Source organism: Sphingopyxis sp., from assembly GCF_034380315.1.
GTDB lineage: Bacteria > Pseudomonadota > Alphaproteobacteria > Sphingomonadales > Sphingomonadaceae > Sphingopyxis.
The window spans coordinates 84,488-97,018 of sequence record NZ_JAXMPB010000004.1; the positions used below are offsets into that span (position 1 = coordinate 84,488).

Genomic DNA, 12,531 nt, shown 5'->3' on the forward strand with positions numbered 1-12,531 from the left:
TGGGGTTGGGCGACCGGGCTTGAAAAGGGGCGGACCAGAGCCCCTCTTCCCAGCCATAGGCTGGAAAATCGACAATCGCTGACCGATCAGGCGGCCTGCTGTTGCTGCACGCCGTATTTGCGCATCTTTTCAATCAGCGTCGTACGCTTCAGTGTCAGCAGGCGCGCCGCTTCGGAAATGATGCCGTCGGCAAGGTCGAGCGCCACATGGATCTGCTCCAGCTCAATCGTTTCGATTTCGCGCTTAAGATCGATCGGACGTCCTGGCGCAGGCGTCTTGGGAAGCGCGGCAGCCAGGGCCGCCACATCTGCCGCGCTGTCCTGCACCGCGGCGGCACCGCTGGGGACGGTGAGCCGCGGCGCAAGCGCTGCGGTGGGGTTCAAAAGCATGGCGACTTCCTCGATCCCGAGGGTTTCACCACCGTGCAACACGCTGGCGCGCTCCACAAAATTTCGCAGTTCGCGTACATTGCCGGGCCAGCGGTGCCGCATCAGCAGCGTCATCGCACCATCGTCGAAGCGGCATTTGGCGTCAGCTGGCATCTTGCGCTGGAAATGGCGGATCAACGCCGGGATATCTTCGACGCGGCTCGCCAGGCTCGGCACCTGCAGCACGACGACACCAAGGCGAAAGAACAAGTCTTCGCGAAAACGGCCGTCGGCGATTGCAGCGCCCAAATCCTGGTGCGTGGCCGAAATGACGCGGACGTCCACCGACCGAACCTCGCTGCTGCCGACACGAACGATCGTCCGCTCTTCGAGCACACGGAGCAGTTTCACCTGCATATCGAAGCGCATGTCACCGATTTCGTCGAGAAACAACGTGCCGCCTTCGGTCGCCTCGAAATGGCCGATACGGCGCGCAGTCGCGCCGGTGAACGAACCTTTTTCATGCCCGAACAGTTCGGATTCGATGAGTTCGCCGGGAATGGCGCCGCAGTTGATGGCCGCAAAGGCCTTGTCACCGCGTGTACCAAGATCATGAATGGCGCGAGCCACCAGTTCCTTGCCCGATCCAGACGGACCGCAGAGCATGACCGAAGCGTTGGACCGCGCCACGCGGCGGATCATCTCGCGCAGCTGGTTCGCTGCCGGGCTGTTACCAATGATCAGCGCATCGAGCGGCTGTTCGTTCTTGTCGTGCCCCACCGTCATGTTCATCTCCACCGCGCCCCCCGAAACGGCGCCCCATCTGTTGAGGCAAGAGATTGAAGAAATTGGTAAACAAAGGATTATCCAGGCGAGGCTAAGCCCTTCAAAATAAAGAGTTATTGCCAACTTGGCAGCTTCCGGGGCGGAATTGCGTGAATAATCGCCAAAACTACTGCCATATTGGTGTTAATTGTCGGTCGCGAGGCGCCAGCCCAATGTGATCGAGATGCGGCGGTTGCGGGGGTCGAATCGATCCGACGCCACATAGGGCTCTCGATCGGCAACGCCCTCGATCCGTTGAAAGCGGTCGCCGGTGATGCCGCGATACTCCAGAAAGTTGCGCGCCACTTCCGCTCGGTCGACCGACAAGCGCCAATTGTTGGTGCCAGCCTTGGCCGACCAGGGCGCCGAATCGGTATGGCCACGGATCATCACCTGGTTCGACACCGCCGCAATTGGCGGCGCGATTTCACTGAAGAGTTTGGCACCCGCAGGCGTCAATTGACTGGTCCCCATCACGAACATGGAAAAATCGGCATCATCGACGACATCGATGCGCAGCCCCTCCATCGTCTCGGTAAAGCGCAGATTGCGCGCCAGGCGGCGCAGTTCGGCCTTTGCCCGGACATGTTCATTCATTGTCTGGGCGAGCAGCTGAAAGCGTCGACGTTCATTCTCGCGCTCACGTCCCGACGCCTCGCGCGGTCCCCCGGTAGCATCGCGCGGGATGGTCATGGTGCGCGTTCCGGTCTGCCCCTGACGATGCGGATATTTGTCGACAGAAACCAAGGAGTCGCCGCCAAACAATCCCTTTGAACCCGCCGAATCCTGCTTCACCTGCACGATTGTCGGAGCGAAATAGTCAGCAAGCGCCTTGCGCTGCTTTTCCGTGGTCGCGCCGAGCAGCCACATCAGCAGGAAGAAAGCCATCATCGCGGTCACGAAGTCGGCATAAGCCACTTTCCATGCACCGCCGTGATGGCCGCCATGGCCATCCTCGATCACCTTTTTGACGATGATCGGACGTGGCGGCGTGTTGGGACGCGCAGCCATCAGCGGCCCCGCATGCCATCAAAGACTTCGGCAAAGCTCGGCTGGTTCGCATGCTCGACACCCGACCGCGCCGCCTCGATCACCAGCGGCTGTGGGTGCCCATGGAGCGAGGCGATGATCAGCTGCTTCACGGTGTGATAGATAGCGCCGTCGCTTTCGATCACAGTCTTCGCGCGCGTCGCGAAGGGGCCAACCAGGCCATAGGCCAGAAGAACGCCGAGGAAGGTGCCGACGAGCGCCGAACCGATCATGCCCCCCAGAACCTCTGGCGGCTTGTCGATCGACCCCATTGTCTTCACCACGCCAAGCACCGCCGCGACAATGCCGAGCGCAGGCAAGGCATCGGCAAGGCTCTGCAAGCCTTCGGCGGGTTTGATTGCATGATGGTGATGGCTCTTCACCGCATTGTCCATCACTTCCTCGACCGCGTGCGGGTCGAGTGTGCCCGAAGACACAACGACAAGGCGCAGCGTATCGCAGATCAGATGGACCAGCGTGTCATCCTTCAGCAATTTCGGATATTGCTGGAACAGTGTCGAATTGGACGGGTCTTCGATATGCGGCTCGACCGCAACCGGCCCCTCGGTGCGCATCATCTTCATCAAGGTGGAAACGAGCAGGATGACGTCGAGATAGTCCTGCTTCTGATATTGAGGTCCCTTGAAAACCTTTGCGAGCCCGCCGCCCAGTGCCTTCAGATCCTTGCCCGAGTTGCCGATGATCAGCGACCCGACCGCCGCGCCGCCGATGATCAGCATTTCGTGCGGCAAGGCGTGCATGACGGGGCCGAGATTGCCTCCGGTCAGCGCAAAGCCCCCGAAAACCAGCGCCAGAAGGACAACGATGCCGATAACGGGAAACATGCAGGATCAACTCCATTCGGACCCTTGGTCCGGGCAAAGGCGGGGCGTCTTTTTTGATTAACGGCAGCGCCGCCAGGAAATTGAGGCGATCAACCCAAAATATCGAACAGGGTCTGCCGGTTGATCCGCGCAAAGGCCGCCTGCGCCGCGCTGAGCGTCAGTTCCTGGGCATTGAGCTGGGCAATGGCCACCGACAGATCGGTATCTTCCAGCGTCGATCGCTCATCCTCAATCTCGATGCCACGCGCCTTTAACGCATCGCCAATCCGCTCGAGCCGCCCAGCAGACAAACCGAGAGCAGCGTGGTGATCCGCAATATGGCCAACCGCATCGGTCACGGTACCAAGCGCGGCGTCGATGCCCGCCTTGTCCCCCGCTGCAACCGCCGTCGCCGCATCGCGCAGGCTGGTCGAAATGCTGTTCCCTCCGACCACGAACACATCGGCGGCCGAAGCCACCGGCGCGAAGCTGACGTCGGAATCGAAACGCATGATACGGGCATCGCCCGTCGCGAACAGCGGTTCGCCCTTGGAATCGCGGGTTGCGGCCAATCCGTCGAGTTCATCGGCGATCGCGCTCAGTTCCGCTGCGATCGTCGCGCGATCGGCGGGATTGGTCGATCCGTTGGCCGCCGACAGCGTCAGTTCACGCGCGCGGCCAAGAAGGGTGCTCACCGATTTGAGCACACCGTCGGCCTGAGCGACCTGTGCCTTGGCGGCACTGTTGTTCAGCGACCAGGCATCCATGCTGGCCTGCGTCTTTCCGATCGTCGCGATACGCCGCGCGGCGATGGCGTCGTCGGACATGCGCTGCAGGCGCTTGCCGCTCGAAATCTGGATCTGGGTCCGTTCGAGTTCGGAAGCGAGCTTCTGCTGGCGCGAAATTTCGCGCGTCATGCGATTACCGATAGCGTTGATCATTTCCGGCGCCTTTCTAGATCGCGGCGAGCAGCGCCTGCATCGTCTCGCGGGCGACCTGGATGGTACGCGCCGCGGCCGAATAGGCCTGCTGGAAACGGAGGAGGTCGGCCGCTTCGCGGTCGATGTCTATTTCGCTGACCGAGCTGCGCGCGGCCGATGCCGCGTCGGCGCGGGTCGCGGCGGCCGCATCATGGGCGCGTGCCGAAGCGGTGGCCTGCGCCTGGCTGGCCAGATGGCCGGCCCATTGCGATTCAGGGTTCCCGGCTCCGCGCATCCCGCCGATCGCCAGCATATTGCCATTACCGCTCGTCGCATTGCCGACCGCCAGTTGCGACGGATTCAGCCCTGTTGAGGTCAGATTCGCCGCACTGGTCCCGGAGAACAGCGGCGCACCCGGGTTGCCGCCGTCATCGACACCGGCCTGATGCGCATTGTTCAATTCATTGGCAAACTGCATCGCCATCGTGTCGAGACCCGCGCGCTGATCGGCGATATGATTAGCCGCTTCGGCATAGCCGGCCAGCGTCCCCGTCGCGATCGGCATAGGGGTTCCACCGATCGAATAGGACAATCGGCCATCGGCGCCGGCCGTCACCGCAATCGGCGTTACGACGCCGCCGGAAACCAGCGTGTCTCCCGACGCGGTGGCCCGCAGCGTAACCGCACCATGCTGATCGAACGTCGCCGTGACGCCGGCTTGGGCCGATAATTTGTCGAGCAGGCGGTCACGTTCGTCCAGCAAGCTCGCCTGATTGGTCGAACCCGGCCGCGCCTTGCGCAGGCCGACGTTGATTTCCTCGAGCGCGGAAAGATTGGTATTGAACTGGTCGACTGCGGCATCGGCCGCCCCCGCCACGCCGTCGGCCATGCCTTCGAGTTGCTTGGCCGCCGTGCGAAAACCCGATGCGACGTCGTCCACAGACTGCAGAAATTGTGCCCGCAATGCTTGATTCGATGGATCCGCCGACAATTGGTCCGCGGTGGTAAAGAGTTTGGTCAATGCGGTCGATATGCCGTTGCTCTTGTCGCTCAGTGCCCCTTCAACCCTCTCCAGCCAGTCCAGTCGGATGCCCGACCGTTCGGCATCGCCCGACGACACGCGGGCATCGGCAATCAACCAGGCATCAACCGAACGGGTGATGCCAGTGATCTGAACCCCGCCGGGTTTGATCGAACTGCGATAGAGCGGCATGTTGCTGGCCGCCTGGTTTTCCTGAAGCTCCAGCGTACGCCGTGCGTAACCCGGCGTCTGCGCGTTGGCGATATTGTCGCCGATCGTGGACAGGGCGCGCGAATAGGCACGCAGTCCGCTGGCGCCGATGCCGAGAAGGTCGCTCACTGTACGCCTCCACCCAGACCACGGAACTGGCGTTCAACCATGTCGGCGATTCCGAACTGGCGCATGGCGGCCAGCGAATCCGCCGTCTTGGCGTCAGCCATTTCGCGGAAATTGTCGGTTGCGCTGGACCCGAAGATATCGTCGCCGAGCTTCGCCTGACGCATAGACGCCATGAGCTGACGCAGGATAACCGCTTCGAAGGCTTCGGCCGCCTTGCGCAGTCCGTCGCCGCCGCCGCCCGCTGCGGCAGGCGCCGCCGAGGGGACCGAAGAAATGGGAGCCATCATATGATCACCAGTTCCGCTGTGAGCGCGCCGGCTTGGCTCAGCGCCTCGAGGATGGCGACAAGGTCGCCGGGGGACACGCCCAGCCGGTTGATCGAATCGACCAGTTCGGAAAGCGAGGCATTGGGTTCCATCAGAAAGACCGGGCGCGCATCCTCGCTGACCTCGATCTCGCTCGACGGTTCGATGGCGGTCTGGCCACGACTGAACGGCGCGGGCTGAACCACCATCGGCGATTCCTTGATCGACACGGTCAACTTACCGTGCGTCACCGCGGCGGTACCGACGCGCACCGCGCCGTTGATGACCACCGTCCCCGTGCGTGCGTTGACGATCACCTTAGCCGACGGAGCCGAACGGCGGACGTCCAGATTCTCGACCCGCGACATCAACCGCATCCGATCGTCGCCATTGCCGCTGACGCGGATCGCGATGCTCGCGCCGTCGATGATCGAGGCACTGCCGGGGATGGCTGCGTTGATCGCGTCGGTCACGCGCTTGGCGTTGGTCGCATCGAACTGGTGAAGGTTGAAGGTCAGCCAATCATTGGTCGTAAAGCCGGTGTCGACCGCCCGCTCGACCGTCGCACCGTTGGCGATCCGACCGCTCGACGGGACATTGACCGTCAGTTTCGATCCGTCGGCGGCATCGACGCCGAGGCCCCCGATCACCAGATTGCCCTGCGCCATCGCATATATCTGTCCATCCGCACCATAAAGCGGTGCGAGGACCAGCGTTCCGCCGCGTAGCGACTTGGCCTTGCCGATCGCCGACACAGTGATGTCGAGCCGCTGGCCCGGCTTGGCAAAGGGCGGCAATTCGGTGGTAATCATCACCGCAGCAGCATTTTTGAGCGCGGGATTGACACCCGGCGGCAGCGTCAGGCCAAAGCGCGATACCGCACCCTTCATGCCCAGTGTCGAATAGTCGAGGCTGTCGTCGCCCGTCCCGGCGAGCCCCACGACAATGCCATAGCCGGTGAGCTGGTTAGCGCGCAGCCCCTGGAACTGGCCCATGTCCTTGATCCGTTCGGCCGAAGCTGGACTGGCAAAACCAAGGCCCATGATCAGCAGGGCGATGAAGGCGAACAGGGTAGAGCGCTTGGCCACGGGACTATCCTTTGTCCTTTAGAATGGGCTGATGATGGAGAAGAAGCGCTGCAGCCAGCCTTGCTTGCTGGCGCGCGCGATTTCCCCTTTTCCGACGTAGCGGATCTGGGCGTCGGCCACGCGGGTCGACAAAATGCGATTGTCGGGGGTGACGTCGATTGCGCGGACGATGCCCGAAATCTGCACCCGTTCATCACCGCGGTTGAGCGTCAGCAGTTTTTCGCCGCGCACGAACATCGTTCCGTTGGGATAGATGGCCGCAACGGTCACGCTGATCTCGCCCGCAAGTTGGTTCGACTGCGACGCCTGACCCTTGCCCTGAAACTGCTGATCGCCGCCCATGCCGATGTCGCTCGGCTTGAACAGCGACAGCGGGCCGCTGGCGGGCGGGGTCAGGCCCACGCTGCCGCCGCGCTGCGTTCCGGCAGCGTTGCTTTTCGACGCCATGGTTCGTTCGACGAGCTGGATCGTGATGATATCGCCGACCTGACCTGCACGGCCACCCGAGGTGAGCGGCGTGTAAGCTCCCTGAAAGATCGAACCGTTGGCGGGCGGCGGCGGTGGCGGAGCCGGCATCGACGCGGCAAAGGCGTCGGGTGCGGGCTTTTCCTTTGCCGCAGCCGCGAACGGCAGCAGCGCCAGAGCCAAGATGAGCGCAGAAGCGCCCGTCAGGTCAGAGCGTCTGCGTTGCATTTTTCATCATCTCGTCGGTGGCCTGGATCATCTTCGAATTGACCTCATAGGCGCGCTGCGTCTCGATCATGTCGACGAGTTCCTCGACGACATTGACGTTCGACCCCTCGAGCATGCCGCCGCGCAGCGTCCCGCGGCCTTCCTCGCCCGGGCCACCGACGATCGGCTGACCCGAAGCGGCCGTGGCGAGAAGCATATTGTCGCCAATCGCCTGAAGCCCGCCCGGGTTGGCAAAGCGCGCGATCTCGATCCGTCCGAGTTCCGTCGGCTCGCCCTGACCGGGCAGCGTGGCGGTAACGGTGCCGTCCGATGCGATCGAAATGCCGCTGGCGTCTTCGGGCACCTGAATCTGCGGCTGGACCGGCTTGCCGTCGGCCGTCACGATGGTTCCGTCGGCAGAGCGTTCGAAATTGCCCGCGCGGGTATAACCGATGCGTCCGTCCGGCATCTGAACCTGGAAATAGCCCGCGCCGTCGATCGCCATATCAAGCGAATTTCCGGTTTGCGAGAAGCCGCCCTGCGTATCGATGCGGGCCGTCCCCGCCAACGCGACGCCCGTGCCCAGATTGAGCCCCGTGGCATAGCGATTTTCGGCCGAAGAAGGAGCGCCCGGCGCGGTCATCAGCTGATAGCCCAGCGTTTCGAAATTCGCGCGGTCGCGCTTGAACCCCGTAGTGTTCACGTTCGCCAGATTGTTCGCGATGACCTGCATGCGGAAGCCCTGGGCATCCAGACCGGTACGTGCGACGTGGAGGGCGCCATAGCTCATTTTCTATCTCCTATCGGGGAAGCTGCATCAGATTGGCGGTCGCGTTGTCCATGTCGCGCGCGCTGCTGACCAGGCGAAGTTGGTTGTCCCAGCTCTTGCTCGCTTCGATCATGTCGACGAGCGCGGTGGTCGCGGAAACATTCGACCCTTCGATCGAACGGGTAATGACACGCGCCTCGGGATCGTCGGGCAGGATGCCGCCGTCCTTCACGCGGAACAGATTGTCGAGGCCCTTAACGATGTCGGAGCCCGCCGGAGTTGCGAGACGAAGCCGATCGGCCTCTTGCGGATTTTCAGGATCACCCCCGGCCGGCACGAACCACACGCGCCCTTCGGCGTCGATGCGGACCGAATCCGCTGCCGGAATGGTCACGGGTCCCTGGGCACCCTGTACCGGATGCCCATCGCCCGTGGTCAGCAATCCACTCGCCGAAAGCTGGAGATCGCCCCGCCGTGTATAGGCCTCCTCTCCATCGGGTGCCTGCACGACCAGCAGGGCATCGGCCTCCATCGCGATATCGAGGTCGCGGCCTGTCGCAGTGACGGAGCCAGCGCGCATGTCGGCACCGATCACCTCTTCCGACGACATGGCTCGCGTCCCGTGGGCGCCGCCGCCATTGAGCCAGAGCGATTGCGCCTCCGCCAGATCGCCACGAAAGCCTGGCGTCTGTGCATTGGCCAGATTGTTGGCGATCGCCGTCTGGCGCGACATGCTGCCACGCATTCCGGCAAGGCTGGTATAGATAAGGCGGTCCATCGCTCGGCTCCGATATGGCGGCGGTCAGCAGCGCGTCAGCGCATGCCGATGATCGTCTGCGTCAGGCTCGACGCGCCCTCGATCGCCTTGGCATTGGCCTGGAAGTTACGCTGGGCAGCCATCAGCAACACCAGCTCTTCGGTGATATCGACGTTCGAACGCTCCAAGGCCCCCGAACGGATCGCCCCCATCGGGCCGTTGGTCGCCGCGTCGATGGTCGGCGGGCCACTGTCGCCCGTCGACTGCCAGTGGGCATCACCGATCGGACGGAGCCCTTCGGTCGCGGGGAAGGTCGCCATGGCAACCTTGCCGACCTTCTGATCCGACCCATCGGAGAAAGTCGCCGTCACGAGCCCGTCGAGCCCGATCGACACGTTGATGAGCGATGCCGTCGGATCGGTCGGCGATGCGGTCGGCAGAACGAAATCGAACGCGCCGGCGAGCGTGCGGTCGGTCACTTCGCCGTTGGCATCGACCGGAAGTAGCTGCAGCGTAGCCCCGGTCGTGTCGACGACACGGCCATCGGGCAGCGGGGTGAAGGCGCCGTTGCGGGTATAGGTGATCGCCTCGCGCGGCGGCTCACCCTTGACGATGAACATGCCTTCTCCGGCGATGCCGAGATCAAGCGTCTTTTCGCTACCTTCCAGCGTTCCCTGCGTGAACTGCTGGATCACGCCGTTGAGGCGCTGTCCTTGGCCGGCGACCATGCGCGTCGACTGGGTCGGCGACGAAGCAAAAAGATCACCGAACTGGGCGCGGCTGCGCTTGAAGCCCGTGGATCCAGCGTTCGCGATATTGTTGGAAATGACCGACATGTCGGTCTGGGCGCCCTTCAGGCCTGAAAGCGACGTATAGAATGACATGACTCTTATCCTTCCTGGGTGGTGATTTCATGCGTCGTGGCGGGCTTCGCCGACGACGCCTTGATATCCTTGAGCAACTCGGTGTGAGCCTTCAGCTGCTCCGAAATTTGCTTGAGAACGGTGTTGCTCTCGCTGACTCCGGCGAGGCTCGAAAACTGCGCCATCTGCGCCACCATCTGGGTGTTATCGACCGGATTGAACGGGTCCTGCTGCGACAGCTGCGCAGTCATCAGGCGCAGAAAGTCGCTCTGTCCCAGCTGCATGCCGCTATTCTTCGGTACGATCGGCACACTAGCGCCATTTACGGGATTCACGGCCATCTTACTGTCCCATCCTCAAGGTTTCGTTGATCAGGCCTTTCGCGGTTTCGAGGACCTGGACATTGTTCTGATACTGGCGGGCGGTCTCGACCATCTCCACCAGTTCGGCGGCGCTATCGACCGCGGCGTCCCAGACATTTCCGTCCGCATCGGCGAGCGGATTGTCCGGGTCGTGCCGCTTGGTCGGGCTCATTTTCGACGCGGTCACCTGATCGACCTGCACCGTCGCACGACCGAAATCGTCCATGACGGTCCGAAAGACCGGCTTCAGCGAGCGAAAGGCCTCGCCTTCGCTGCCGGCTACCGTGCCTGCGTTGGCAAGGTTCGATGCCGTGGTGTTCAAGCGGACGAGCTGCGCCGACATGGCGCGGCCGCTGATATCGAAGACCGAGAAACTGCCGTTCATCGTCATTCGCCCTTGATCGCGCGGGTCAGCGTGTTGACGCGCCCGGAGAGGAAGGCGAGGCTCGACCGATAGGCGAGCGCATTTTCAGCAAAGGCCGTCTGCTCGGTCGCCATTTCGACCGTATTGCCATCAAGCGACGACTGAACCGGTACGCGATAGCGAACCGCGCCCTCGGTCGATGCCCCCTGCTTCGCTAGGTCGAGCGCCTTGGCAAAATCGATGTCGCGCGCCTTGTAATTCGGCGTCGCGGCATTGGCGATGTTCGACGCAAGCATCATCATACGCTGACTGCGCAGCTGCAATGCGGCTGCGTGCATGCCAAATAGCTTTTCGGATGCCATCATCACATTCCTTCTTTCGCGGTCCACCAGGGCAACCCGGCGCGGACGTACGGAAACACCAAGGATCAATGCAATCAGTGTGCCAAAATGGAATAGCTAATCTTTTTCAATAAGATAGGCGCAGTCCTCCGTTCTCGCGCAGCACCCGAGAAAATCACTCGTCAAAAAACCGACGCCCCCTTCCGATCATCGAGCCAGTGCGGTGCGCAAAGCCGCACGAAGCCGCGACTGGCACGCTTCCTGCAGAATGGTTCGCGACCATTTGGACCCAAGGAGATGGATCATGTTTCGTACCCAAACCGCCATGCTGGCCGCGATGTCGGTCGCGATCGCCCTGCCCGCCGCGGTCCATGCACAACAAACAACCGAAGATTGGCAGACGATCGACACGCTGACCCAGATGGTCGCCAATGCTATGGGACGCAGCGCGACGCCGATCGACAGGCGGATCAAGCTGGCGCGCTGCCCCGAACAGGCATCAATCACCGCGATCGATGCGCATACGCTCGCGGTTCGTTGCCCTTCTCTCGGCTGGCGACTGCGCGTCCCGATGACCGCGCCTTCCAGCGCCGCAGCCATACCGGCCGGCTTCACACAGCCAGCCGCAGCCAAGGCCTCCCCGGTCATACGCCGCGGCGACAATGTGCGCGTGACGATCGATACGGAGAGTTTTTCGATCAGCTACTCGGCGATCGCCACTCAGGATGGCCGCATCGGCGACACAATCGCGCTGCGAGGCAACGATGCAAAGAATTTGCTGTCCGCAACCGTCACCGGCCCGGGACGCGCCCAACTTTCTGACTGAACCCGCCTGCGATCGGCCCTCCTCCGGTCGCGGGCGAACCCGGCGGCTGTCGGCTTTCCGACGCCGCCGGGTTTTCTTTTTTCTTTTTTTGCATATCCACCCCTTAATTCCGCCCACCCCCGTCCGTTAATGGCTTCGAACCATGTCGTCACTTTTCCGACGACATCCGCACGGAGGCACTTATGTCGACAGACAATCGGATCGGGCTTCAGGCCGTCGGCAGCGTTGTCCGCACGGCCGCCCCGCGCAAGGTCGGCAGCGAAGGAACTGCCCCCATGCCGTCCGCCGCTCCAGTGAAAGCCATGGCCGAAGCGGTCCCTGTTTCGCGCCTGATCGGCATGGCCAGCGAGCTCGCCGACAAGGGGCCTCCCATTGACGTATCGCGCGTCGCCGCGTTGCGCAGCGCCATCGCGGGCGGCCATTATGCCGCCGATCCCGACAAGATTGCCAGCGCGATGATCCGTTTCCACGAAGGCGCCAATTGATGCACGCGCAAATGGACAATGTTCAGCAACGGCTCGACACGCTGGTCAGCGCGCTCGACGGTCACGATGCAGGAGCGATCGTCGCTGCGACCGAAGAGCTGGCCACCGCTGTCATCCTGTTCCGCGGCGCCCCCGTTCCCGCAGGCAACGAAGCCCAGGCGCGCGTGCTGATTGGCCACACCCTGTCGCAACTCGAAGCCGCCGCAATCCGCGTCAACATATTGAAGGACTGGACGCGTCAGAGGATTGACAGAAACCACCAGCTGCGCGGAACCCAGCCGCGCGGTGCGGCTTTGACATACTGACAAGCCCTTATCTTCTGCCATTTTGTGAAAATGGCACGATGGTTGCTTTTGCTTCGCTGAACAAGCGG

17 protein-coding genes are annotated in these 12,531 nt (G+C 62.6%); 3 read left to right on the top strand and 14 right to left on the bottom strand.

Going from position 1 to position 12,531, the window contains the following annotated elements; translation table 11 throughout:
- Positions 1-86: 86 nt before the first annotated feature.
- From U0S50_RS08530 to U0S50_RS08595, 14 genes are all read right to left on the bottom strand, one after another.
- Entirely contained in the window at positions 87-1,160 is a 1,074-nt protein-coding gene (locus U0S50_RS08530; RefSeq protein WP_322308355.1) for a sigma-54 dependent transcriptional regulator, read from the bottom strand.
- 177 nt (positions 1,161-1,337) lie between these two features.
- Entirely contained in the window at positions 1,338-2,204 is an 867-nt protein-coding gene (locus U0S50_RS08535) for a flagellar motor protein MotB (protein WP_322308356.1), read from the bottom strand.
- On the bottom strand, positions 2,204-3,067 hold the full coding sequence (motA, locus tag U0S50_RS08540; protein ID WP_322308357.1) for a flagellar motor stator protein MotA: 864 nt from the start codon (positions 3,065-3,067) through the stop codon (positions 2,204-2,206). The genes U0S50_RS08535 and motA overlap by 1 nt, the downstream gene beginning before the upstream one ends.
- A gap of 89 nt (positions 3,068-3,156) precedes the next feature.
- Positions 3,157-3,987 (bottom strand): flagellin, encoded by an 831-nt coding sequence (locus tag U0S50_RS08545; RefSeq protein ID WP_322308358.1) that lies wholly within the window; start codon positions 3,985-3,987, stop codon positions 3,157-3,159.
- Positions 3,988-4,000: 13 nt separating this feature from the next.
- Positions 4,001-5,326: a flagellar hook-associated protein FlgK gene (gene flgK, locus U0S50_RS08550; protein WP_322308359.1), complete on the bottom strand. Its 1,326-nt coding sequence runs from the start codon at positions 5,324-5,326 to the stop codon at positions 4,001-4,003.
- Entirely contained in the window at positions 5,323-5,613 is a 291-nt protein-coding gene (locus U0S50_RS08555; RefSeq protein WP_322308360.1) for a rod-binding protein, read from the bottom strand. The genes flgK and U0S50_RS08555 overlap by 4 nt, the downstream gene beginning before the upstream one ends.
- Entirely contained in the window at positions 5,610-6,674 is a 1,065-nt protein-coding gene (locus U0S50_RS08560) for a flagellar basal body P-ring protein FlgI (RefSeq protein WP_322308711.1), read from the bottom strand. The genes U0S50_RS08555 and U0S50_RS08560 overlap by 4 nt, the downstream gene beginning before the upstream one ends.
- A 63-nt stretch (positions 6,675-6,737) precedes the next feature.
- Positions 6,738-7,412, bottom strand: a complete 675-nt coding sequence (locus U0S50_RS08565) for a flagellar basal body L-ring protein FlgH (protein WP_322308361.1) — start codon at positions 7,410-7,412, stop codon at positions 6,738-6,740.
- Entirely contained in the window at positions 7,393-8,181 is a 789-nt protein-coding gene (flgG, locus tag U0S50_RS08570) for a flagellar basal-body rod protein FlgG (protein ID WP_322308362.1), read from the bottom strand. The genes U0S50_RS08565 and flgG overlap by 20 nt, the downstream gene beginning before the upstream one ends.
- 10 nt (positions 8,182-8,191) lie before the next feature.
- On the bottom strand, positions 8,192-8,938 hold the full coding sequence (locus tag U0S50_RS08575) for a flagellar basal body rod protein FlgF (protein WP_322308363.1): 747 nt from the start codon (positions 8,936-8,938) through the stop codon (positions 8,192-8,194).
- Positions 8,939-8,973: 35 nt separating this feature from the next.
- Positions 8,974-9,801 carry a flagellar hook-basal body complex protein gene (locus tag U0S50_RS08580; protein WP_322308364.1) on the bottom strand — a complete coding sequence of 276 codons (828 nt, stop codon included), beginning with the start codon at positions 9,799-9,801 and terminating at the stop codon, positions 8,974-8,976.
- 5 nt (positions 9,802-9,806) lie between these two features.
- Positions 9,807-10,121, bottom strand: coding sequence for a flagellar hook assembly protein FlgD (locus U0S50_RS08585; RefSeq protein ID WP_322308365.1), 315 nt, complete (start codon positions 10,119-10,121; stop codon positions 9,807-9,809).
- Position 10,122: 1 nt separating this feature from the next.
- Entirely contained in the window at positions 10,123-10,533 is a 411-nt protein-coding gene (gene flgC / locus U0S50_RS08590) for a flagellar basal body rod protein FlgC (protein ID WP_322308366.1), read from the bottom strand.
- On the bottom strand, positions 10,530-10,871 hold the full coding sequence (locus tag U0S50_RS08595) for a flagellar basal body rod protein FlgB (RefSeq protein WP_322308367.1): 342 nt from the start codon (positions 10,869-10,871) through the stop codon (positions 10,530-10,532). The genes flgC and U0S50_RS08595 overlap by 4 nt, the downstream gene beginning before the upstream one ends.
- A 280-nt stretch (positions 10,872-11,151) precedes the next feature.
- Here U0S50_RS08595 and U0S50_RS08600 point away from each other — a divergent pair, with 280 nt between their 5' ends.
- The 3 genes from U0S50_RS08600 to U0S50_RS08610 all read left to right on the top strand — a co-directional run bounded on the left by U0S50_RS08600 (position 11,152) and on the right by U0S50_RS08610 (position 12,463).
- Positions 11,152-11,673, top strand: coding sequence for a flagella basal body P-ring formation protein FlgA (locus tag U0S50_RS08600; protein ID WP_322308368.1), 522 nt, complete (start codon positions 11,152-11,154; stop codon positions 11,671-11,673).
- A gap of 182 nt (positions 11,674-11,855) precedes the next feature.
- A complete protein-coding gene (gene flgM, locus U0S50_RS08605; RefSeq protein ID WP_322308369.1) occupies positions 11,856-12,158 on the top strand; it encodes a flagellar biosynthesis anti-sigma factor FlgM in 303 nt (100 codons plus the stop codon).
- Positions 12,158-12,463, top strand: a complete 306-nt coding sequence (locus U0S50_RS08610; protein ID WP_322308370.1) for a hypothetical protein — start codon at positions 12,158-12,160, stop codon at positions 12,461-12,463. The genes flgM and U0S50_RS08610 overlap by 1 nt, the downstream gene beginning before the upstream one ends.
- Positions 12,464-12,531: the final 68 nt, after the last annotated feature.